The following is a 22,397-nucleotide window of genomic DNA, read 5'->3' as shown; positions in this document are numbered from 1 at the left end:
TCACCATGAGCAGAGCAACCTTGGATTCGCTGATCGGCGCCACCGCGTACGACGCGCACGGCGAGAAGATCGGCAAGGTCAAGCAGATCTATCTGGAGAACTCGTCGGGCTCGCCGACCTGGGCCTCGGTCTCGACCGGCCTGTTCCACGGCGACTCACTGGTGCCGCTGGCCGGCGCCGAGCACCAGCCCGACCAGGACGTGCTGCGCCTTCGGGTCGACAAGAGCGAGGTGAAGTCCGCGCCGCATCTCGACGAGGGCGGCCGGATCAGTCCGGAGGCCGAGCAGGAACTGTTCGCGCACTATCACGTCGACCCGCGAGCGGCGGGGTGGAACACCTACGGCCGTCAGCAGATTCGGCCTGACGAGGATCCGCCGATGACCCATGGCAACCGTGCCGACGACTCGATCGTGCGGTCGGAGGAGCGGTTGCGCGTGGACACCGAGAGCGAGGAGGTCGGCACCGCCCGGCTGCGCAAGTACGTCGTCACCGAGGAGCAGACCTTCACGGTGCCGACGACGCACGAAGAGGTCCACGTCGAACGGGAGCCGATCACCGGCGAGCGCGCCGGCCGGCAGGCCGATATCGGTGAGGAGGAACGCGAGGTGGTCCTGCACGCCGACCAGGTGCACGTCGACAAGGAAGCCGTTCCCGTGGAGCGGGTGCGCTTGGCGGTCGACGAGGTCGACGACGAGCAGGAGGTCTCCGGCACGGTCCGCAAGGAGCGCGTGGAAACCGAAGGGGTGGAAGACGATCCCCGCCGTCAGTAGCCGTCGAACGCAGGACGGGTCATCTCGGTCCTGACCTGGGCCGTCGCTTGTTTGGTCCTCGTCACCCGATGGTCGCGAGGCGCCCCAGCCGACAATGCTCGGCTGGGGCGCGTTCAGGTGCTCACGCGAAGTCGGACCGGTGGTCGATCGCCCACTGCTGATAGCTGCGGGCGGGTGCGCCGGTGACCTCGCGAACCGTGGCGGTCGGCTCGCCCGGGGTCTCGGTCAGTGCGGCGAGGCCGCCGAGGACGAAGCGGGCGATTTCCGGTGTCAGCCAGCGCATCTCGTCGACCGCCGATTCCGGATCGATCTCTTCCCAGCGCAGCGGTCGGCCCAGCGCCGCGCCGATGGCCTCGACCTGGTCGATCCGGCTCAGTGCCGCCGAGCCGGTCAGTTCGTAGCGCGCACCGGCGTGGCCGTCGGTGGTGAGCGCCTCGACCGCGACCGCGGCGATGTCGGCTTCGTGCAGCAGCGGCATCGTCGCCTTGCCGTACGCGCCACGCACGACGTTTCCGGTGCGGATCTGCGGGGCCCATTCGAGGGTGTTGGTCGCGAATCCGTGGGGGCGCAGGAAGGTCCACTCGAGGCCGGAATCGAGGATGGGCTGTTCGATGACCGCGTGGGCGCGACCGACGGGGTTGTCCTGCTCGTCGAGGGCGTCGTCGACCGCTGCCGAGGAGAGCAGGACGATACGGCGCCCCCGTTCGGCGATGACGCCGATCACCGCCTTCGCGACCTCGGCGGACAGCATGGGCCAGGTCAGGTAAACCGCGTCGACGCCGTCGAGCGCCGCACGCAGGGTGTCCGGTGCCGACAGGTCACCCGGCGCGATCTCGACCTGCGCGGGTAGTGCTGCCGCACCGGGGTTTCGGACGAGCGCCCGCACCGCGCTGCCCGTGGCGAGGAGCTGCGCGGCCACCTGACCGCCGACGTGACCGGTTGCCCCGATCACCAGGATTCTGCTGGATTCGACCATGCCTCGACGGTACGAATCGGGCTTACTTCTGGAAAGGGCCTACCTCTGGGTAAGCTCAGGTCATGGCGGTAGGTGTCCCGGACAACGCACGAACCACGGGCGCGCGACGTGATGTATTCGACAAGGACTGCCCCGCCCGCACCATCCTCGACAAGGTGACGAGCCGCTGGGGCGTACTGATCCTGGCCGCCCTGCGCGACGGGCCGATGCGGTTCCACATCGTGCGCGACCGGATCGGCGGCATCAGCGAGAAGATGCTCTCGCAGAACCTGCGCACCTTCACCGAGTACGGACTGATGATCCGCATCGTGGAACCCACTGTCCCACCACGCGTCTCCTACGAGCTGACCCCGATGGGGCACGAACTGGCCGAACAGCTGCGCGGACTACTGGATTGGGTGGGGGCGCACGCCGAGGAGATCGTGGCGTTGCGGGCGCCGAGCGCCGCGCGGATCAGCTGAACTACGTGACCAACACGTACACCGAGAACGCCAGGAGCAGGACGCAGATCGCCAAGCTGAGGTACCCGACCACCTGGCCGGGCGCACTCCGGCGCTCAGGCGTGAGCACGCCCTTCGCGAACGTGTTCGCGGGCACGGTGTAGTGCACCTCGGTGGCGTACCCGGGGAAGACCTGCAGCGCGACGGCACTACCGCCGTACTCCATCCCCAGCTGCGTCGAATCGACGGTCACCGTGTGCACCCCGGGCGGACCCGGCACGAAGTTGGCGCCCCACTTCGCCTTCGGAATCGGATAGCCGTTGACGCGGATCTTCACGCCGATACCGAAGGCGATCGGCATCTTCCACGCGTAGACGATGATCCCGGTCTGCCCCGGGACGGTACGGAACTGCGGCGGCGCCGAAACGGCAGCCCCTGGGACGGGACCGGTCATGAGAATTCCCCTCGTACGACGTCGCCGAACCCGGCGGTGGCGGAGACGGAGGGATTTGAACCCCCGGTGGTTTTTTACGCCACGCTCGCTTTCAAGGCGAGTGCATTCGGCCGCTCTGCCACGTCTCCCTAAGCTGAGATCGTAGCGGATGCCGTTGCGCCCACAGATCTCGCAAGTACATGGGTAACTCACCGGGAACGAGCCAACGAACCAACCAACGCAACCGCCGGGCGCCAACGCGAAGTTCCACGCACCTGGGTCTGGCCAAAATACGCGGGGAGGCGGAATGCACGCGATCGAGTTGGACGGGTTCGGTGGGCCAGAGGTGATGGAGTGGACCGTGACGGTCGATCCGGAGCCGGGGCCGGGGGAAGTTCTGGTCGAGGTCATCGCGGCGGGGGTGAATCGGGCCGATCTGTTGCAGCGGCGGGGGTTCTATCCGCCGCCCGCCGATGCCAGTTCGGTGTTGGGGCTGGAGTGTTCGGGGACGATCGTCGCGCTCGGGGCGGGGGTGAGCGACTGGCGGGTCGGGGATCGGGTGTGTGCGCTGCTGTCGGGTGGTGGGTACGCGGAGCTGGTCGCGGTGCCCGCCACGCAGTTGCTGCCGATTCCGGCGGGGCTCGATCCCGTGGCGGCCGCGGGGATGCCGGAGGTGGCGGCCACGGTGTGGTCGAACCTGGTGCTGACGGCGGGGATGCGGGCGGGGCAGTTGGTGTTGATCCACGGTGGCGGGGGTGGGATCGGGACGCATGCGATTCAGGTGGCCCGGCGGCGGGGTGCGCGGGTGGCGGTGACGGCGGGGTCGGACGAGAAGCTGGCCAAGTGCGCGGAGCTGGGGGCCGAGGTGCTGATCAACTATCGGACGCAGGACTTCGTCGAGGTGATCGCTGGTGAGGGTGGCGCCGACATCGTTCTCGACAACATGGGCGCGGTGTATCTGGAGCGCAATGTGGAGGCGCTGGCCCCGCACGGGCAGCTGGTGGTGATCGGCATGCAGGGCGGGGTCGAGGGCACCCTGAACCTGGGCGCGCTGCTGCGCAAGTGGGGCACGGTGCACGCGACGAATGTGCGAAGCAGGCCGCGGACCGGTGTCGGCAGCAAGGCCGAGATCATCGCGGCGGTGCGGGCGCAGCTGTGGCCGCAGGTCGCCGCGGGCGAGGTGGTCCCGGTGATCTCGGCGGAGGTGCCGATCACCGAGGCGGCACGGGCGCACGAGCTGCTCGACGACTCGGCCACCTTCGGCAAGGTGGTTCTGCGCATCCGCGACTGATCGGCGCCCGGAACGGTCGGATCCACTGCACGCGGACGGACCAGTTGGGCGCCGGTGGCGACCGAACACTCAGCTCGAGTAGCCGCTGTCGACAGCGCGACAGTTCGCCGGGCGGCGGTTTATTCGAGGGCGATGAGCGCGCGGCCGAGCTGGTCGATCTCGTAGCGCGTCGTATAGGGAGCCAGCCCGATGGTGACCGCGCCACCCTCGTCGTTGACGCCGAGCGCGTCGAGCAACCGGCTCCCGCCGTGCACCCCGCTGACCGTGCCGATCCGGTTGTCGGCCAGCTTGGCCGCCACCTTCTCCGCCTGCATCCCGGCCATCGTGAAACTGACGGTGGGGATGCGGGTGGAGGCGCGGCCGATCACGGTCAGGCCCTCGATCTTCTCCAGCACCTGCATCAGATGGTCGAAGAGCTGATCGTGATAGTCCTGCAGCGAGGTGATCGACATCTCCAGCCGCTCGCGGCGGGTGCCGGTGGCGCGCTCGTCGAGCTTGGCGAGGAAGTCGATCGACTCGGTGAGCCCGGCCAGCAGCGCGTACTGGTGCCCGCCCACCTCGAGCCGTTCAGCGCCCTTGGCGTAGGGGTTGAGCGACATCGACGGGATCCGGTCGAGGAAGGCCGGATCGCGGAAGACCAGCGCGCCCACCTGCGGACCGCCCCACGACGGCGCGCTCAGCGCGACCACATCGGCGTTGAGCTCGTCGATGTCGATCAGCGCGTAGGGCGCGGCGCCGAACGCGTCGGCGACCAGCAGGCCACCCACGTCGTGCACGCGGTCGGCCGCCACCCGGACCGCGGGCGCGGAGCCGACGATCGGGGACGCGGCGGTGAGCGCGACCAGGCGCGCGGTCGGGCCGATCAGCTCCTCGAACTGCCACGACGGCATCTCGCAGGTCTCGATCTCCACCTCGGCCCAGCGCACGTGCGCGCCGTACCGGTTGGCGATGCGCAGCCAGGGCGCGACATTGGCCTCGTCGTCGAGGCGCGAGAGCACGATGCCGGTGCCCAGGCCCAGGCGCGAGCTCAGCGATTCGGCCAGCCAGGCCAGCAGAACCGCGCGATCGGGTCCGAGCACGACGCCGGCCGGATCTCCACCGACCAGGTCGGCGACCGCCTCGCGGGCGGCGTCGAGAATGGCGCCGCTGCGTGTCGCCGCACCGTGGCGGCCGATGTGCGAAAACGAGGAGGTACGGAAACCCGTTGAGACGGCACGAGATACCGAATCGGGAACCAGCATCCCCGCCTGCGGGTCCAGATGGATCCAGCCGTCGCCCAGGGACGGTATCAGGCCCCGAACCCTCGCGACGTCATAAGTCATGGTGGCCACTTTAAGGGCAGCGGGCGTCGCGGTGTAACCGCGTAGGGGTTTTAGCGCGAACCCGACACACACGCAATGATAGGGATATGACGCACTCGGAGGATGTCCCCGAATCCATCGTCGTGATCGGTCCCGACGGCCGTCCGCTCACCGTGCCGGTCGACGCGAACGGCGAGGCCGCCTTCACCGGGCAGGTGGTGCCCGACGACGGCGAGAAGGCCGACGCGGACAGCGGTGACGCCGGGGAATCGCTGGCCGACATGGTCGAGCAGCCCGCCAAGGTGATGCGCATCGGCACCATGATCAAACAGCTGCTCGAAGAGGTGCGCGCGGCACCGCTGGACGACGCCAGCCGCTCGCGCCTCAAGGAGATCCACAAGTCCTCGGTCCGCGAGCTCGAGCAGGGCCTGGCCCCCGAGCTGCGCGAGGAGCTGGAACGGCTCACCCTGCCTTTCACCGACGAGTCGGTGCCCTCCGATGCGGAGCTGCGCATCGCCCAGGCCCAGCTGGTCGGCTGGCTCGAGGGGCTCTTCCACGGCATCCAGACCGCGCTGTTCGCCCAGCAGATGGCCGCGCGCGCCCAGCTCGAACAGATGCGTCAAGGGGCACTGCCACCGGGCATGCACGCGGGCGATCACAAAACGGGCGGTCACGTCGGCGGCGGGCAGTACCTATAAGCCCCTCAGGGCCGCGAACACCCGGCGCCAGCCGGAAATAGACACTGTAGTGTCGGGGACCGTGCCCGCCGCCTCCGCTCGCCCCGAATCGGTCTCCGACCAGAGTGACGCGCGTCCCGAAGAGAGCCCCGTGCCTTCCGAAGACAACACCGACGGTTCAGCCACCGACACCGAGCTGACCGAAGTAGCCGAAGCCGAGCACACCACCGACGCACCGCTGCTCGTCGCGACCCCGATCGTGTCGGACTCGCAGACGTTCAAGCGCGCGTTCAAGGACATGCGCGACGGCTTCCATCAGCGCGAGCTGTGGTTGTCGCTGGGCTGGCAGGACATCAAGCAGCGGTATCGCCGGTCGGTGCTCGGCCCGTTCTGGATCACCATCGCGACCGGTCTGCAGGCCTTGGCGATGGGTCTGCTGTATTCGACATTGCTCGATCAGCCGATCAGTGAATATCTCCCCTATGTGACGATCGGCCTGATTGTCTGGAATGTCATCAGTGCCGCGATTCTCGACGGCTCCGATGTATTCATCGCCAACGAGGGTTTGATCAAACAGTTGCCCTCGGCGCTGAGCGTGCACGTCTATCGCCTGGTGTGGCGACAATTCCTCTTCTTCCTCCACAATGCGGCGATCTATGTCCTGCTGCTGGTGGCGTTCTCCATCTGGCGTGATCTCGACGCCTCGGTCCTGCTGGTGATCCCCGCGGTCCTGCTGCTGTTCCTCAACGCCATGTGGATCTCGATCGCGTTCGGCATCTTCGCCACCCGCTACCGCGACATCGCCCCGATCCTCGGCTCGATGACGCTGATGCTGTTCGTGCTCACCCCGGTCATGTGGTCGACCAAGGCGCTGGAGAACGCGGCGGGCGACATGAGCGACCGGGCGCGGCTGCTCGAGATCGTGCCCACCTACCACTACCTGGAGATCATCCGCGCGCCCCTGCTCGGCGAGCCGTCGGCGCTGCGGCACTGGGTGATCGTCGGCGTGATCACGCTGATCGGCTGGATCGTGGCGATCCTGGCGCTCAAGCAGTACCGTGCCCGCGTCCCGTACTGGGTTTAGGAGCAGACTCCGATGAGCCGTGTGAGTATCGAAACCCATGAGGCGTGGGTCGAGTTCCCCATCTTCGACGCCAAGTCGCGGTCGCTGAAGAAGGCGTTCCTGGGCAAGGCGGGCGGCGCGATCGGGCGCAACAGCTCCGATGTGGTGGTCGTCGAGGCGCTGCGTGACATCAACCTCTCGCTCAAGGAGGGCGACCGGATCGGGCTGGTCGGCCACAACGGCGCGGGCAAGTCGACGCTGCTGCGGCTGCTGTCGGGCATCTACGAACCCTCGCGCGGCAGCGCCCGCATCCGCGGGCGGGTGGCCCCGGTGTTCGACCTCGGCGTCGGCATGGACCCGGAGATCTCCGGCTACGAGAACATCATCATCCGCGGCCTGTTCCTCGGTCAGACGCGCAAGCAGATGCTGGCCAAGATCGACGAGATCGCCGATTTCACCGAGCTCGGCGAATACCTGTCGATGCCGCTGCGCACCTACTCCACCGGCATGCGCGTGCGGCTGGCGATGGGCGTGGTGACCTCGATCGACCCCGAGATCCTGCTGCTCGACGAGGGTATCGGCGCGGTCGACGCGGAGTTCATGAAGAAGGCCCGTGAGCGGCTGCAGTCGCTGGTCGCGCGCTCGGGCATCCTGGTCTTCGCCAGTCATTCCAACGAGTTCCTCGCCCAGCTCTGCGATACCGCGATGTGGGTCGACCACGGACAGATCCGCTTGCACGGCGGGATCGAAGAAGTTGTGCGAGCGTACGAGGGTCCCGAGGCGGGTAATCACGTGGCACAGGTGCTGCGCGAACTGGAGACCGAGGGCGCGACGGGCGAGAAGGAACTGGAGCAGAACCAGGCATGAGCGGTCGACAGCCGGATTCGGCAACGAAGATGAGCCGCCCCAGCGTGCCCGGCGGTTTCAGCATGACCGACCGGCTCGAGGCGACAGCGGCGCCGATCGAACCCGCCGCCGACTTGCCCGCGGAGGCCGAGCTGCCCACCGAATTGCCTGACACCGCCGAACTCCCCGACGACGCCGAACTGCCCGAGGGCGCCGAGCTGGCCGATCTGCGCACCGAGACCGGTCCGGAAGCCCGGATCATCGCGGTGGTCGTCACGCACAAGCGCCGGGAACTGCTGGCCGAGTCGCTGAAGGTGCTGGCCTCGCAGTCGCGCCCGGTCGACCATCTGATCGTGGTCGACAACGCCAACGAGGACGCGGTGGCCGAGCTGGTCGCCCAGCAGCCGATCGAGGCGACCTACCTGGGTTCGCGGCACAATCTCGGCGGCGCGGGCGGGTTCGCGCTCGGCATGCTGCACGCGCTCACCCTCGGCGCGGACTGGGTGTGGCTGGCCGATGACGACGGCCGACCCGACGGTCCCGAGGTGCTCGCCACGCTGATCGATTGCGCGCGCAGGCACGATCTGGTCGAGGTCTCCCCGGTGGTCTGCGATATCGACGAACCCGACCGCCTCGCCTTCCCGCTGCGCCGCGGCGTGGTGTGGCGGCGGTTGCGCTCCGAGCTCGGTGACGAGGACTTCCTGCCCGGCATCGCCTCGCTGTTCAACGGCGCGCTGATCTCGGCCAAGGCCGTCGACCTGATCGGCGTGCCCGACCTGCGTCTGTTCGTGCGCGGTGACGAGGTGGAGGTGCATCGTCGCCTGGTCCGCTCGGGCCTGCCGTTCGGCACCTGTCTGCAGACCGCCTACCTGCATCCCAACGGCGCCGAGGAATTCAAGCCGATCCTCGGCGGCCGGATGCACACCCAATACCCGGACGACCCGGTCAAGCGTTACTTCACCTACCGCAACCGCGGCTACCTGATGTCGCAGCCGGGTATGCGGAAGTTGTTGCCGCAGGAGTGGATCCGTTTCTCCTGGTTCTTCCTGGTGACGCGCCGCGATCCGGCCGGGCTCAAGGAATGGTTCCGGCTGCGCTCGCTGGGCCGCAACGAACATTTCGGCAAACCGGAATAACCCCGGAAATCGGGGGTCGTTCGCGCTGGAAATGAGTGGCCGATCCGTCTTACGATGCGAGATGTGACCTCAACGAAGAGTTTCGCATCCGCCGCGGCGGCCGTTCTCGCCGGCGCCGCGCTCTGTCTCGCCGCACCGGGTACCGCGCACGCCGCCGACCCCTGCCAGCTCGGCTGGTCCAATGTGGGCCCGCGTACCTGCGCCATGACCGATTTCCGGACCGCCCCGGTCGCCTTCCTCGGCGACGGCGTCTGCGTCGGCATCCTGAATGTGGCGGGCAACGGGTTCGACGGCCCGCTCGCCGAGTACACCGAAGCGCCCGGCGCCGAGCACTCGGTGGTGCTGCGGGTCTCCCAGGGCTTCTCCCCGCTGGGCAACTGGGCGCCGACCGTCCTGGCCTGCGACGTGCACCTGGTCGCCGAATGGCACAACCTCGACCACGGCAACACCGGCTCGGTGACCCACTTCATCCCCGCCGGGCGCACGAGCACCTACCCCACGATCGTCCTCGCCGGCACCGGCCCTGGCCGTGTGCTGCTGACCGTGCGGACGGACCGGCCGAACCTGCCGCAGTCGGTCGAGGTCTTCGTGCCGTAGCCGGGCACCGGCGATAAATCGGTTGCGGAGTTCTCGGGCCGTCGGGCAGAGTCGAGGTCGAACGTTGGAGAGGAGGTGGATGTCCGTGAATACGCCCGCGTGGATTGCCGCGCCCGGGCCGCGCATCGCTGCGCCCGCCCTGGCCCTTCCGGACATCACCTCACCTCGCTGAATCCGCTCGTTCGGGTTCGGCACCCGACGAAGGATTCCCCTCATGGTCGACTACGACCGACTCGTCCCTTACGGCTGGACCGAAGCCGTAGCCAACGAATATCTCCCCCAGCTCGACCCCGAGCGCATCCCGGCCAGGATCGTCCGGATGGACCGCAGCGAATGCGATGTGGTGACACCGAGCGGACCGGCCAGAGCCACCTGCACCCGGGACCTCACCGGACTGTGCACCGGCGACTGGGTCGGCCTCGATGCCGAAGGCACTGTGCGGCAGCTGTTGCCGCGCCGCTCGGCCATCGTCCGGTCGTCGGTGTCGGGGCGATCCGTCGCCCAGGTGCTGGCCGCCAATGTCGACACCGTGCTGATCTGTACCGCCGCCGACGGTGATGTGGACCTGGGCCGGATCGAGCGCATGCTCGCCCTCGCCTGGGAGAGCAACGCCCAGCCGGTCGTGGTGCTCACCAAAGCCGATGCGGCGGTGGACATCCCACTCGACATCGTGCGCGCGGTCGCGCCGGGTGCGACGGTGCTCGCGGTGAGTGCCGCCGCCGAGACCGGGCTGGATGTGCTCACCGCGGTGCTCGACGGCACCGTCGCACTGATCGGCCCGTCCGGTGCGGGCAAGTCGACCCTCGCCAACGCACTACTCGGCGAGGACGTGTTCGCCACCAACGCGGTACGCGCGGTCGACGGCAAGGGCCGCCACACCACCGTGCACCGCGAATTGCGCGCACTGCCCGGCGGCGGCACGCTCATCGATACGCCCGGCCTACGCGGTATCGGCCTGTACGACGCCACCGAGGGCATCAGCAAGACCTTCAGCGATATCGAATCCCTCACCGCTGATTGCCGTTTCGCCGATTGCGCGCACGAGTCCGAACCCGGCTGCGCCGTGCGCGCCGCCATCGACGACGGCACGCTCCCGGAACGTCGCCTCATCAGCTATCGCAAACTCGCCAAGGAGAACGAGTACCAAGCAGCCAAAACCGACAAACGCCTGGCCGCCGAACGCGAGAAGGTCTGGCGCGACATCACCAAATTCCAGCGCCGCCACTACCAGGCCCGCGGCCACCGCTGACCTGGGCAAGTGATCACCACGCTCTGGTGTGAGCATCGGCCGAGAGCCGACCGCCACCAGAGCGTGGTGATCTTGATCCGCGGGAGCTAGCTGGGGTCGATGCCGTAGAGGCGGGCCCAGTTCTCGCGGCTGGTGAGTTCGGGGACGGCGGCGCGGTATTCGGCCTGGAGGGCCGGGAGTTCCTTGCGGAGTTTGCGCAGGGTGCGGTAGGTGCGGATGAGCAGGGCGCGGGCGCGGGCCTTGTCGCGGATGCGGACGCGGACGCCGGATTGGGAGGCGTCGGTGACGACCACGTGGTCGAACAGGCCGACATGCCACCAGTGCGCGTCCTCGCGGGTGACACCGATCAGGCCGTGCTGGGTGCGGCCGGTCCACTGGGCGATCGCGCGCTTGATCAGCACGAGCGTGGTGCGGCTGGGTTCGCCACCGGCGCGGCGGACCGAGATGTCGGCGGAGTTCACCGGCGGGGTCGCGGCGGGGTGCTTGATCGTCTCCGGGTAGTCGTTGCGGGTGGCGCGGGCGGCGGCGAGCGCGTCGATTCCGCCGTCGCGCAACACCTTCGGGCCCTTCAGGAAGTCCTCGATGCCCTGCAGGGTGGTGTGCACCAGGCCGTACTGCATGCCGACGAGATGCTCGGCGATGTAGCGGAAGAACTCGCGCGTGATCGCCTTGCCGTCGAGATCGGTGTGCAGCGCGCCGACGATGAGCGAGTTACGGGTGGAGAAGTAGCGCGCCCAGTCGTCGTAGTCCTTCCAGTAGAAGTCGGCGTGCCAGACCGCGGCGTTGGGCAGGGTGACGGTGACGAAACCGTGCTCGCGCGCCCGCACGCCGTACTCGACGTCGTCCCACTGGAAGAAGATCGGCACCGGCAGGCCGATCTTGGCGACCACCTCGGCCGGGATCAGGCAGGTCCACCAGGCGTTGTAGCCCGCGTCGACCCGGCGCTCCTGGTTCTTCTTGAGCATGGAGGTGTTGCGCAGCGCCTTGGGCACCTTCTGGCCGTGCTTGAGCTCGTGCAGGTGCACGTCCTCGGCGCCGACATTGAGGTAGTCGGGGTTGAGCAGGAACAGCATCTGCGCGCCGACCAGCGTCGGTTCGACGGTGAGGTTGGCGAAGGCCTGCAGCCGCAGGACCGTTTCGGGCTCGCAGAGGATGTCGTCGTCCATCAGGATGACGTCGGCGTGCTCGTTGGCCGCCGACACCTCGTAGAGGCCGCGGGTGAAGCCGCCCGCACCGCCGAGGTTGGGCTGGCGGATGTAGCGCAGCTTGTCGCCGAAGTCGGGGCGCACCTGCTGGAACAGCGGCCGGTTCTCGACCAGGTCGGTGCCCTGGTCGACGACGTAGACCGCGTCGATGGCGGCCAGCACGGTCGGATCGGAGGCCAGCGCGGCCACCGTGTGCGCGCAGTCCTCGGCGCGGTTGAAGGTGCAGATCGCGATGGCGACCGGGCGCACCCGCTCGGGCGCCTGCGCGGTCCAGGCCAGGTCGGTGATGTCGAGCTCGCCGCCGATGGCGTCGAACTCGAGCCACAGCGCGCCGCCGTCGACGTACTGATCCAGCGGCGCGGTCAGGCTCACGACGCCGCTGCTGGTGGCCACCAGCGAGGCGATGATGCGGCGGTGGCCCGCGATGTCGGAGGCGACGAGGCGCACGTTGGCCCTGTTGCCGACGGTGAGCTGCGCGCTCGCGCTCACCTCGGTGACGGTGGTCCAGCGCTGCCAGTAGCTGGCGGCGAAGCGGCCGAAGTAGGTGTTGGTGTGCGCGGTGGCGCCCTTGGGCAGGTGCAGCGCCAGCCGCTCGCGAACCGCGGCGCCCCCCTTGACGACGGCGTACAGCTCGTCGCTCACCCGTGCCGACGGCCCGGTGAAGATGCCCCTGGCCAGCACGAGTCGTTCGGGCGCTGAGTGCTCGGCTCGCAGCGATGCGGGCGCGGCCTCGCGCCGATCGTTCGATTCGGTCACGGCTTGAGTAGCCGACTGCTCCATGAAGTCCTCGAAATTCTCGGTATCGACTGCGCCGACGCAGGCAGTCACGTAAAGAAAAGGGCGTCGCCGCGGGCGGGGGTGAGGATATCAATCGCGCGGCGCGGTCGCGCTGTCAGTGAGGCGTTGCCGCACCCCGCGCGTGTTGCTCCCCGGTTGCCGCGGAGCCGGTGAAGACGAATTTGTCGTAGGCCCAATAGCGGAATACGACCGCGACGATCTGACCGATCAGGGTGCCGGAAATATTGTCCGACAGCGGGGAGGACAGATCGAGCACATAGCGGGAAAAGCCGAGGCAGCCGAGCTGCAGGCCGATCGCGACGATGTTGAACAGAAAGTACAGAAGGTATTCGCGCCCCGGGTTGTCGGTCTTCTTGTGGGAGAAGGTCCACCACTTGTTGCCGAAGTAGGTGACCACCGTCGCCACCGCGATCGCGATGATCTTGGCGGGTAGCGGAGCGTGATGGAGCACACCTTCGCCGAAGGAGAATCCGCCGTCCCAGAACACCAGCAGGTTGTAGGTACCCGCGTCGACGAGAAACCCGATCGCCCCGACGACGAGGAATGCCGCGCCCTGCCGCAGCGCCGTCACGACCTTCGACACGAGTGGCACGGGGGTGGCGACGGCGGGATCGGGCTGGGACACGGGCCGACCGTACACCGAGAGCGCTTCCACCCCCGCGATAAGCTCGCGGAACCGGGTGAGCGAACAGGACACGCGCTGTGTAACCTCCCGATGACCCTTGCTGCCGACATTCGAGGATTGACCCGGGTGGACTCCACCGAGCTTCGCATTGCCGCCGTGGTCCCCTGCCACAACGAAGAGGCCGCGGTCGCCAAGGTCGTCGCCGACCTCAAGGCCGCCGTGCCGGGGATCGTCGTCTACGTCTACGACAACCTGAGCACCGACCGCACCGCCGAACGCGCCCGCGAGGCCGGGGCGATCGTGCGCTACGAGAACATCAAGGGCAAGGGCAATGTGGTCCGCCGCGCCTTCGCCGACATCGAGGCCGACATCTACCTGATGATCGACGGCGACGACACCTACGAGGCCTCGGCGGCCCCGCTGATGATCAAGACGCTGCTCGACGGCCCCTACGACCATGTGCTCGGCGTGCGCAAGCAGGACGACACCGACACCAGCGCCTACCGCTCCGGCCACGAGACCGGCAACAAGGTGCTCAACGGCGTGGTCGGCAAGGTGTTCGGCGAGAACGTCGAGGACATGCTGAGCGGGTTCCGGGTGTTCTCGCGCCGCTTCGTCAAAAGCTTCCCCGCGGTCTCGCGCGAGTTCGAGATCGAGACCGAGCTGACGGTCCACTCGCTGCACCTGCGCGTGCCGCGGACCGCGGTGCCGGTGGGTTTCCGCGACCGCCCGGCCGGCAGTGAGTCCAAGCTGCGCACCTACCGCGACGGCACCAAGATCCTGGCGCTGATCCTGGGCCTGGCCCGCCACGAGCGCCCGGTGGCGTTCTACGGCCTGTTCGGCACGCTGGCCTGGCTGGTCTCGCTCGTGCTCACCGTCCCGATCGTGATCGAGTTCTACAACACCCACGAGGTGGCCCGGTTCCCGACGCTGTTCCTGGCGTTCACGCTGCTACTGCTGGGCAGCCTCGCCTGGACCGCCGGATTGATCCTCGACGGCATCCGCCGCTCCCGGCACGAGACGGCGCGACTGGTCTACCTGCGCTACTCGGCCGTCGGGGTGAACGCCGACATCGCGACCGGAGACCCTCGGTGACCACCTCGACCGAGCCGGACACCACCGTCGAACCGAGCAAGACCGCCGCTCCCACACCATCGGCCAAGGACCGGGCGCTCGCCCCGATCCACTCGCTGACCCGGCGCTTCGGCGCCGCGACCGTCGCGTTCGCGGTGATCGCCACCATCTTCGGCGCGCTGTTCGCCGTGCTGACCCCGCCGTTCTGGGGCCACGACGAGCTCACCCAGTTCGGCCGCGCCTACCAGGTCGCCCACGGCGGGGTGTTCCCGCAGGAGATCGAGGACGATCGCGGGGTCGCCTACGGCGGGCAGATCCCGGTCAGCGTCGACGCGCTGATGAACTACGCCTTCCACGACTACAACCAGAACCCCGAAGAGCCCTTCGCGATGGTGGCCGACCCGGCCGCCTACGACCGGCTCGGCGCCGCGAAGATCTCCGCGCAGACCCAGCAGATGTGGTTCACCAACACCGCCGCCTACTCGCCGGTGCCCTACGTCCCCGCCGCCGTCGGCATCCGGCTCGGCGAGGCGCTCGACCTGAGCGTCGGCGGCATGTACCTGCTGACCCGTCTGGCGGGCCTGGTGGCCTACCTGGCGGTGGTCGGGTTCGCGCTCTACGCGCTGCGGGAGCGGCGCAGCCAGTGGCTGGTGTTCACCGTCGCCGTGCTGCCGATCGCGCTGTTCCAGGCGGGCACCGTCACCGCGGACACGCTCACCAACGCGCTCGCCATCATGGTGTCGGCACTGCTGCTCAAGGCCCTGTTCGTCGGCGACCGCCTGCGCCCGGTGGAGACCGCCGCGCTGCTGGCCGCGGCGATCGCGCTGCCTTTGAGCAAGCCGACGTATGTGCTGCTGGCGATGCTCGTCGTGGTCGTTCCGGCCGACCGGCTCGGCCTCGCCGGGAAACTCAGGTTCCTGCCATGGGCGTTCGCCGCGACCGGCGCCGCCCTGTTCCTGGCCTGGACCAAGATCGCCGCGCCGACCGGTGACGGCATGAGCCTGATGCGCCCGCCGCACCAGTGGGGCCAGGTGCGCCCGGCCGATCAGCTCAAGGGCATCCTCGGCGACCCGGTGCAATTCGTGCACACCTTCGGCGAGAGCATCGCGCTGCGCGATCACCGCTGGTTCAACCAGTTCTTCGGTGAACTCGGTTTCGCGTATGTGGACGTGCCCGCGGTATCGATGCTGGCGTGCCTGATCGCCTTCGCGGTGAGTTTCGGCATCGCCGATCGAATGAGCACCGCGACAGCCACTTTCCGGCGCACGCTGATCGTGGCACTCACGGTGCTGGCCAGTGTGGCGATGATCTATGTGACGCTGTACATGTCGTTCACGCCGGTCGATTTCTACATCATCGACGGTGTACAGGGCCGGTATTTCGTCCCGCTGGCCATCGTCGGCCTCGCGGTCGTCGCGCGGTGGGTGCCGCTTCGGCTCACGAATTCCGAGGGCGTCACGCCGACGCGCGGGACGGCGATCACCGTCACCTGCGCCTCGACCTTCGCGCTGATCGCCGCGGCCGCAACGTATTACACCGTCATCTGGGGATGATTCCCCGAATGACGGTGTGCGGTCACAATTTCTGTTCGCCCGCGGCCGCGTAAGCGCGTTCGGTATCGGCTTTCTTCGGCCGCCACCAGTCCTCGTTCTCGCGGTACCAGGTGATGGTGTCGGCCAGTCCGGCCCGGAAATCGGCGTAGCGCGGTGACCAGCCGAGTTCGTCGCGCAGCACGCTCGCGTCGATGGCGTAGCGCTGGTCGTGACCGGGGCGATCCGTCACGTGATCGAAATCGGCGGGGTCGCGGTCGAAGGCGCGCAGAATCAGCTGGACGACACTGAGATTGTCGAGTTCGCCGTCGGCGCCGATGAGATAGGTCCGGCCGATCCGGCCGCGGTCGAGAATGTCCCAGACCGCGCGATTGTGATCGTCGACGTGAATCCAGTCGCGCACCTGATGACCGGCGCCGTACAAGCGCGGCCGCACGCCATCGATGAGATTGGTGATCTGGCGCGGAATGAATTTCTCCACGTGCTGATACGGACCGTAATTGTTGGAGCAGTTCGACAGCGTGGCGCGCACGCCGAACGAGCGGGCCCAGGCGCGCACCAGCAGATCGCTGCCCGCCTTGGTCGCCGAATACGGGCTCGACGGGTTGTAGGCGGTCGTTTCGGTGAAGGCGGGCTCGTCGGGGGTGAGGTCGCCGTACACCTCGTCGGTGGAGACGTGGTGGTAGCGCACATCGTGGCGGCGCACCGCCTGCAGCAGCGAGTAGGTGCCGACGATATTGGTCTGCACGAACGGCCACGGTTCGGCGAGGGAGTTGTCGTTGTGCGATTCGGCCGCGAAATGCACGACCGCGTCGACACCGCTGACCAGATTGTCGACCAGGTCGAGGTCGGCGATGTCGCCGTGCACGAATTCGATCCGGTCGGCGACCGGGTCGAGGGAGGCGCGATTTCCGGCGTAGGTGAGCGCGTCGAGGACGGTCACTCCCACGTCCGGGCGCGTGGCCACGGTCTGCTGGACGAAATTCGCACCGATGAACCCGGCCCCGCCGGTTACGAGCACTCGCACCAGGCCAACGATACGTGCTCACCACCACCTGACCAGCTCGGAGGCGGTGACGTGATCTCGGTCACAGTGAATCGTTCCAGGTTAAGACTTGAAGTTCTGTTTCCTGAGAAAAACCCCGGTCGTCGCTCAGGTTTCTGGATACGCACAGACTCCGGGGTATCAACAGTGAACGGAATTTGAATAGACAGTCACGGCCGGTTCACCGCTCGTTAGCTGCGAAGGCTTTGGATCATCGAGTCCCCTCCGAAAGCTCCAACATCGAGGTTCAAACAAAAATGCTGATGAGGAAATTCACCGCCACCTCGGCGCTGCTGATCGCCGCTCTTGGCGTCGCCGCCGGTACCGCCCACGCCGCTCCGGCCCCGGAGGCCGACGCGGTCAACTACTCCGCCGAGGTCGTCGACGACGCGAAGGCCGTCATCTCCACCGACGCCGGCTCGCTGGTCGTCGAGGACGGTGTCTTCAAGGTCAAGGCCGCCAACGGCACCACCGTCGCCGGCACCCCGCTCTCGTTCCGCCTCGACGAGTTCGAGCTCCCCATCGCGGCCGAGATCTCGGGCAACACCGCGACCCTGACCCCGCAGCTCGATCCCGCCAAGGCCGTCTACAAGCCCGTCGCGCTCCCCTTCGAGAGCCAGGCGCCGTGGAAGACCGAGTACGAGCGTGAGCAGGCCGCCTGGTCCCGCCTGACCTCCACCATCTCCCTGGGTGCCGCCATCGGCACCCTCGTCGGTGGCCTCGGCGGCGCGGCTGTCGGTTGCATCGTCGGCGCCGGTGCCGGCCTCGTCGCGACCGGTGTCCTGCTGGCCCTGTTCGGTGCGGGCCCCCTCGCCGGCTGCATCGTCGGTGCCACCACCATCGGCGCCCTCGGCGTGATCGCCGGCCAGATCCTGGTGACCGCCCCGGTCGCGATCGGTGCCGCGCTGCAGTACATCATCACCATCAACCAGCCGGCTCCCGTCCCGCCGGCCGCTGCCAAGTAATTCCGCAGCACACAGACGACCGTGCCCCCGTCCGGATTCCGGGCGGGGGCACGGTCGTGTTCCGAGGGGCCTCAGGCCGTGCGGGCCCGCTGCGCCGGTTCCAGCGCCGCCCGAACGAATTTCGAGACCCGCCCGAGCGCCGACCGGCTCTCCGGCATGCTCGGCAGGATGCTCATGAAGGCGTGCACCTGACCGCGCCACAGTTCGAGCGTGGTCGGCACGCCCGCCGCGGCGAGGCGGTGGGCCATCAGTTCGCAGTCGTAGCGCAGCAATTCGTCTTCGGCGGCGATGAGCAGGACCGGCGGCAGTCCGGTGAGGTCGGCGTTGACCGGCGACAACGCCGGATCGAGCGGCCCCTCGGTCTCCGCGCCGAGGCGAACGACCGCTTCCAGTCCCGACAGCGGGATGTAGGCGTCGCGGCGGACGTTGACGTAGTCCTGCTTGGCCCGGTAGTCCAGGTCGAGCAGCGGTGACAACCCGATCAGCGCCGCGGGCAGCGGCAGGCCGATCTCGCGGGCCCGCAGGGCGGCGGCGAAGGTGAGGAAGCCGCCCGCCGAGTCACCGGCGAACACGATGCGGGCCGGGTCGGCGCCGTGGCGCAGCAGCCACCGGTAGGCGAGCACGCAGTCGTCGACCGAGGCGCTGATCGAACCAGGCAGCTGGCGGTACTCCACATTGAGGACCGGAAGGCCGGTCCGCCGGGCCAGCCCGGCCACGACCGCCCGATGGGTCTGCAGGCCACAGACGGCGAAGCCACCGCCGTGCAGATACAGCACCGCGCCGTGGCGCAGCGCCCGGGAACCGCCCGCGGGCCGCACCATTTCCATCCGGAAGCCGTCGAGCTGGATCTGCTCGCGTTCGATGCCGTGCGGCTCGGGCCGCAGCCGCGAGAGCAGGTCGACGGCGACGGCGCCGATCGGAATGGTCGTCCGGTTGATCGGGACCGTGCGCAGCAGCGGCCCGATGACGCCGAGGCAGGCGCCCATCAACACCCGTGACGATGTGCTCATCCGCCCGGAGTTGACGACAATGCCCTGGTCAGGCCGCTCGACGCTGGTCACAGGGGCCGCGGGCACGATCCCGCTCAGCACACCGGTTCCGGCGATCTTGGTCGCTCCCATCGCGCACCTACCTCACAGCTGGCGCGTCGGTCCCACCCCGGGAGCCCCGGATCGGATGTCGACGCTGACATCTAACACAGTGATGTTTCACACATCGACGCTCACATAATCAGATGAACGTCGCCTCTGCACCAGTAATCGCCCGACACGCCAACCGCCGAAACCTCCGTGACCAGATCGTGGCGAGCCCGGCACCCCGAAGTGACCGACAAGACCAACCCGGCAAGCCCGCGGCCCCGGCCGCCAATAGACTCCTCCCATGCGCGGAATCATCCTGGCGGGCGGCACCGGCTCCCGGCTGCACCCGATCACGCGCGGGGTGAGCAAGCAGCTCGTTCCGGTCTACGACAAGCCGATGGTCTACTACCCGCTGTCCACCCTCATGCTGGCCGGCATCGACGACATCCTGGTGATCACCACCCCGGACGACGCCGAGGCGTTCGCCCGGCTGCTCGGTGACGGCAGCCAGTTCGGCATCTCGATCAGCTATGTCGTCCAGCCCAGCCCCGACGGTCTGGCCAGCGCGTTCGTCCTCGGTGCCGGGCACATCGGCACCGAACCGGCCGCGCTGGTGCTCGGTGACAACATCTTCCACGGCCCCGGCCTCGGCGCCAGCCTGGAGCGCTTCCACGACATCGACGGCGGCGCGGTGTTCGCCTACTGGGTCAGCGACCCGACCGCCTACGGCGTGGTGGAGTTCGAGCAGGGCCGCGCGGTCTCGATCGAGGAGAAGCCGAAGGTCCCGCGCTCGAACTACGCCATCCCCGGCCTCTACTTCTACGACAACGACGTGGTCGAGATCGCGCGCGAGCTGCGGCCGTCGGCGCGCGGGGAGTACGAGATCACCGACATCAACCGGGCCTATCTGGAGCAGGACAAGCTCAGCGTCGACGTGCTCGCGCGCGGCACCGCCTGGCTCGACACCGGCACCTTCGACTCGCTGCTCGACGCCGCCAACTACGTGCGCACCATCGAGGAACGCCAGGGCCTCAAGATCGGCGTGCCGGAGGAAGTGGCGTGGCGGCGCGGCCTGATCACCGACGATCAGCTGTGCGAGCTGGCCGAACCGATGGTGCGCTCGGGCTACGGCCGCTATCTGCTCGACCTGATCGATCGTGGAAAAGACTGGTAACGCATGGATTTTCGAGAACTGGCCATTCCCGGCGCCTGGGTGGTGACACCTCGGCTGCTCGGTGACGATCGCGGCATGTTCTGCGAGTCGTTCAAGGCCTCGGAGTTCGAGAAGGCCACCGGACGCCCGTTCGAGTTACACCAGGTGAACACCTCGGTCTCGGCGGCCGGGGTACTGCGCGGGATCCACTACACCGACGATCCGCCCGGTCAGGCCAAGTACGTGACCTGTGTGCGCGGTGCGTTCCTGGACGTGGTGGTCGACCTGCGGCCGGGTTCGCCCACCTACGGCCGCTGGGACAGCGTGCTGCTCGACGATGTCGACCGGCGCTCGGTGTACCTGTCCGCGGGGCTCGGCCACGCCATCCTCTCCCTGGAGAACCGCTCGACGGTGACCTACCTGTGCTCGCTCGAGTACTCCCCCGAATTCGACCGGGACATGGACGCTTTCGACCCGCGACTCGGCATCGATTGGCCCACCGAGGGCCGCGACGGCCGTCCACTGACCTACATCCGGTCGGCGAAAGACGAAGCGGCCCCGCCTTTTTCCTGATCCACGTGAAACACCGAACGGCGCCACCTGCGAGAAGTGGCGCCGTTCGGCATTTTTCGGTCCGGATCAGCCGACCGGTTCGAGCTCCTTGGCGTCCTCGTCGACAACCGGTTCGTCCTTGCGCGGCAGGAACATCGGCGGCAGGAAGATGGTGAGCGCGATCAGCGCGCCGACGATCGTGACGCCCGCGGCGAACTCCAGGCCGGGCCGGTAGGTGTCGAGCATCTGCTGCGGCGAATTGCCCAGGTGGACACCGGAGGTGACGATCGCGGTGGTCACCGCGAGCACGATGGCGGCGCCGACCTGCATGGAGGTCTGCAGGACACCGGCGGCCAGGCCCTGCTCGTCGTCGTCGATTCCGCTGGTGGCCTGCACATTGATGGCCGGGAAGCCGACCCAGCCGATGCCGATCAGCAGGATCGCGGGTAGCAGCATGGTGAGGTAGCCGGGCGCGGTGTCGATGCGCAGGAACAGCAGGTAGCCGATGGCCATCACCGACAGGGTGACCGCGATGATCGGGCCGGTGCCGAAGCGGTCGATCAGCTTGTCGGAGAAGAACGCCGAGGCGACCACGAGCACGCCCACCGGCAGCAGCGCCATGGCCAGCTTCAGCGGCGACCATTCCAGCGTGTCCTGCAGGTACAGGGTGACGATGAACTGCCAGCTGAAGTACGAACCGGCCAGCGCGACGACGGCCAGGCTGGCCCGCACCAGGCTCACCTTGCGCAGGATGCTCAGCCGGACCAGCGGGTGCTTCACCCGCTGCTCGGTGATCACGAACGCGGCGAACAGGGCGATCACGGCCAGGAAGGAGATGATCGTGCGAGCCGAGCCCCAGCCGACCTCCGGCGCGGTGACCACGGTGTAGACCAGCAGCAACATGCCCGAGGTGGACAGCAACGCGCCGAGCAGATCGTGGCCGCCTTCTTCGGCGGGTCCGTCCTTGGGGATCAGGATGTAGGCCGAGACCAGGGCCGCGAGCGCGATCGGGACGGGCAGCAGGAAGGTCCAGCGCCAGCCGATGCCGGTCATCAGGCCGCCGAACAGCAGGCCCATGGAGTAGCCGCCCGCGCCGAAGACGGTGTAGACCGACAGCGCCTTGTTGCGCGCCTTTCCTTCGGCGAAGGTCGTGGTGATGATCGACAGGCCGGTCGGCGCGGTGAACGCGGCGGCCAGGCCCTTGATGAAGCGGGTGACGATCAGCAGCATCGGGTCACTGACCAGGCCGCCGATCAGCGAGGCGACGGCGAAGACGGCGAGCGCGATGAGGAAGACCTTGCGGCGCCCGAGCAGGTCGGCGGTGCGCCCGCCCAGCAGCAGCAGGCCGCCGTAACCGAGCACGTAGCCGCTGATGAGCCACTGCAGGGTGGAGGTGGACAGATCGAGTTCGGCGCCGATGGACGGCAGCGCGACCCCGATCATCGAGACGTCGAGACCATCGAGGAACAGAACGATGCACAGGGTGATCAGCATGGCCCAGAGCCGGGCGGGCCACCTGGTCGGATCGGCTGCCTGATCGGCGGCCGACAGCGTTGCTGGCGAAGTCATGTT

The 22,397-nt window shown here is 68.1% G+C and carries 22 protein-coding genes and 1 tRNA gene; 14 read left to right on the top strand and 9 right to left on the bottom strand.

Annotated features, from left to right (window positions below):
* Positions 1–5 precede the first annotated feature (5 nt).
* Positions 6–770, top strand: coding sequence for a PRC and DUF2382 domain-containing protein (locus ACFVVM_RS22470; protein WP_387621466.1), 765 nt, complete (start codon positions 6–8; stop codon positions 768–770).
* A gap of 121 nt (positions 771–891) precedes the next feature.
* On the opposite strand, the gene ACFVVM_RS22465 is transcribed toward ACFVVM_RS22470, so the two are convergent.
* Entirely contained in the window at positions 892–1,746 is an 855-nt protein-coding gene (locus ACFVVM_RS22465) for an SDR family oxidoreductase (protein ID WP_387621464.1), read from the bottom strand.
* 62 nt (positions 1,747–1,808) lie between these two features.
* Here ACFVVM_RS22465 and ACFVVM_RS22460 point away from each other — a divergent pair, with 62 nt between their 5' ends.
* Complete coding sequence (locus tag ACFVVM_RS22460; protein WP_387621461.1) at positions 1,809–2,207, top strand: winged helix-turn-helix transcriptional regulator; 399 nt, start codon at positions 1,809–1,811, stop codon at positions 2,205–2,207.
* Between the two features lies 1 nt (position 2,208).
* On the opposite strand, the gene ACFVVM_RS22455 is transcribed toward ACFVVM_RS22460, so the two are convergent.
* Both ACFVVM_RS22455 and ACFVVM_RS22450 read right to left on the bottom strand, forming a co-directional pair.
* Complete coding sequence (locus tag ACFVVM_RS22455; protein WP_387621458.1) at positions 2,209–2,640, bottom strand: hypothetical protein; 432 nt, start codon at positions 2,638–2,640, stop codon at positions 2,209–2,211.
* Positions 2,641–2,677: 37 nt separating this feature from the next.
* Positions 2,678–2,768: transfer RNA gene (locus ACFVVM_RS22450), tRNA-Ser, on the bottom strand.
* Between the two features lie 158 nt (positions 2,769–2,926).
* On the opposite strand from ACFVVM_RS22450, the gene ACFVVM_RS22445 reads away from it, so the two are divergent.
* Positions 2,927–3,910, top strand: coding sequence for an NAD(P)H-quinone oxidoreductase (locus ACFVVM_RS22445; protein WP_387621456.1), 984 nt, complete (start codon positions 2,927–2,929; stop codon positions 3,908–3,910).
* A gap of 119 nt (positions 3,911–4,029) precedes the next feature.
* Here the strand turns inward: ACFVVM_RS22445 and ACFVVM_RS22440 are convergent, their stop codons facing one another.
* Complete coding sequence (locus tag ACFVVM_RS22440; RefSeq protein WP_387621453.1) at positions 4,030–5,232, bottom strand: cysteine desulfurase-like protein; 1,203 nt, start codon at positions 5,230–5,232, stop codon at positions 4,030–4,032.
* Between the two features lie 86 nt (positions 5,233–5,318).
* Between ACFVVM_RS22440 and ACFVVM_RS22435 the strand changes: the two genes are divergently transcribed.
* From ACFVVM_RS22435 to rsgA, 6 genes are all read left to right on the top strand, one after another.
* The gene (locus ACFVVM_RS22435; RefSeq protein ID WP_387621450.1) at positions 5,319–5,909 is read left to right on the top strand and encodes a bacterial proteasome activator family protein; all 591 of its coding nucleotides are present in this window, start codon (positions 5,319–5,321) and stop codon (positions 5,907–5,909) included.
* A gap of 277 nt (positions 5,910–6,186) precedes the next feature.
* A complete protein-coding gene (locus ACFVVM_RS22430) occupies positions 6,187–6,972 on the top strand; it encodes an ABC transporter permease (protein WP_387622317.1) in 786 nt (261 codons plus the stop codon).
* 12 nt (positions 6,973–6,984) lie between these two features.
* Positions 6,985–7,818 carry an ABC transporter ATP-binding protein gene (locus ACFVVM_RS22425; protein ID WP_387621447.1) on the top strand — a complete coding sequence of 278 codons (834 nt, stop codon included), beginning with the start codon at positions 6,985–6,987 and terminating at the stop codon, positions 7,816–7,818.
* 29 nt (positions 7,819–7,847) lie between these two features.
* Positions 7,848–8,933 carry a glycosyltransferase gene (locus tag ACFVVM_RS22420; RefSeq protein WP_387622315.1) on the top strand — a complete coding sequence of 362 codons (1,086 nt, stop codon included), beginning with the start codon at positions 7,848–7,850 and terminating at the stop codon, positions 8,931–8,933.
* 63 nt (positions 8,934–8,996) lie between these two features.
* Positions 8,997–9,530, top strand: a complete 534-nt coding sequence (locus tag ACFVVM_RS22415; protein WP_387621444.1) for a hypothetical protein — start codon at positions 8,997–8,999, stop codon at positions 9,528–9,530.
* Between the two features lie 214 nt (positions 9,531–9,744).
* Positions 9,745–10,779 (top strand): ribosome small subunit-dependent GTPase A, encoded by a 1,035-nt coding sequence (gene rsgA, locus ACFVVM_RS22410; protein ID WP_387621441.1) that lies wholly within the window; start codon positions 9,745–9,747, stop codon positions 10,777–10,779.
* 86 nt (positions 10,780–10,865) lie between these two features.
* On the opposite strand, the gene ACFVVM_RS22405 is transcribed toward rsgA, so the two are convergent.
* Together ACFVVM_RS22405 and ACFVVM_RS22400 are read right to left on the bottom strand one after the other, a co-directional pair.
* On the bottom strand, positions 10,866–12,764 hold the full coding sequence (locus ACFVVM_RS22405; protein ID WP_387621438.1) for a glycosyltransferase: 1,899 nt from the start codon (positions 12,762–12,764) through the stop codon (positions 10,866–10,868).
* A 112-nt stretch (positions 12,765–12,876) separates the two neighbouring features.
* Positions 12,877–13,479 (bottom strand): GtrA family protein, encoded by a 603-nt coding sequence (locus ACFVVM_RS22400; RefSeq protein ID WP_387621435.1) that lies wholly within the window; start codon positions 13,477–13,479, stop codon positions 12,877–12,879.
* 54 nt (positions 13,480–13,533) lie between these two features.
* On the opposite strand from ACFVVM_RS22400, the gene ACFVVM_RS22395 reads away from it, so the two are divergent.
* Positions 13,534–14,502: a glycosyltransferase gene (locus tag ACFVVM_RS22395; protein WP_387621432.1), complete on the top strand. Its 969-nt coding sequence runs from the start codon at positions 13,534–13,536 to the stop codon at positions 14,500–14,502.
* Positions 14,499–16,034, top strand: a complete 1,536-nt coding sequence (locus ACFVVM_RS22390; protein ID WP_387621429.1) for a DUF2142 domain-containing protein — start codon at positions 14,499–14,501, stop codon at positions 16,032–16,034. Before ACFVVM_RS22395 ends, ACFVVM_RS22390 begins: the two co-directional genes overlap by 4 nt.
* Before the next feature lie 22 nt (positions 16,035–16,056).
* On the opposite strand, the gene rfbB is transcribed toward ACFVVM_RS22390, so the two are convergent.
* Complete coding sequence (gene rfbB / locus ACFVVM_RS22385) at positions 16,057–17,058, bottom strand: dTDP-glucose 4,6-dehydratase (RefSeq protein WP_387621426.1); 1,002 nt, start codon at positions 17,056–17,058, stop codon at positions 16,057–16,059.
* Positions 17,059–17,333: 275 nt separating this feature from the next.
* Here rfbB and ACFVVM_RS22380 point away from each other — a divergent pair, with 275 nt between their 5' ends.
* Positions 17,334–18,041 carry a hypothetical protein gene (locus ACFVVM_RS22380; protein WP_387621423.1) on the top strand — a complete coding sequence of 236 codons (708 nt, stop codon included), beginning with the start codon at positions 17,334–17,336 and terminating at the stop codon, positions 18,039–18,041.
* Positions 18,042–18,112: 71 nt separating this feature from the next.
* Here ACFVVM_RS22380 and ACFVVM_RS22375 read toward each other — a convergent pair whose 3' ends face one another.
* Positions 18,113–19,162, bottom strand: a complete 1,050-nt coding sequence (locus ACFVVM_RS22375; protein WP_387621420.1) for an alpha/beta hydrolase — start codon at positions 19,160–19,162, stop codon at positions 18,113–18,115.
* A gap of 259 nt (positions 19,163–19,421) precedes the next feature.
* On the opposite strand from ACFVVM_RS22375, the gene rfbA reads away from it, so the two are divergent.
* Both rfbA and ACFVVM_RS22365 read left to right on the top strand, forming a co-directional pair.
* Positions 19,422–20,294, top strand: coding sequence for a glucose-1-phosphate thymidylyltransferase RfbA (gene rfbA, locus ACFVVM_RS22370; RefSeq protein WP_387621418.1), 873 nt, complete (start codon positions 19,422–19,424; stop codon positions 20,292–20,294).
* A 3-nt stretch (positions 20,295–20,297) separates the two neighbouring features.
* Entirely contained in the window at positions 20,298–20,846 is a 549-nt protein-coding gene (locus ACFVVM_RS22365) for a dTDP-4-dehydrorhamnose 3,5-epimerase family protein (RefSeq protein WP_387621415.1), read from the top strand.
* A 66-nt stretch (positions 20,847–20,912) separates the two neighbouring features.
* Here ACFVVM_RS22365 and ACFVVM_RS22360 read toward each other — a convergent pair whose 3' ends face one another.
* Positions 20,913–22,394, bottom strand: coding sequence for an MFS transporter (locus tag ACFVVM_RS22360; RefSeq protein ID WP_387621413.1), 1,482 nt, complete (start codon positions 22,392–22,394; stop codon positions 20,913–20,915).
* Positions 22,395–22,397: the final 3 nt, after the last annotated feature.

Source organism: Nocardia sp. NPDC058176 (assembly GCF_042883805.1).
In the GTDB taxonomy this organism is placed as follows: domain Bacteria; phylum Actinomycetota; class Actinomycetes; order Mycobacteriales; family Mycobacteriaceae; genus Nocardia.
The sequence above is the reverse complement of the archived record's forward strand: the minus strand, read 5'-3'. Positions and strand labels throughout refer to the sequence as shown.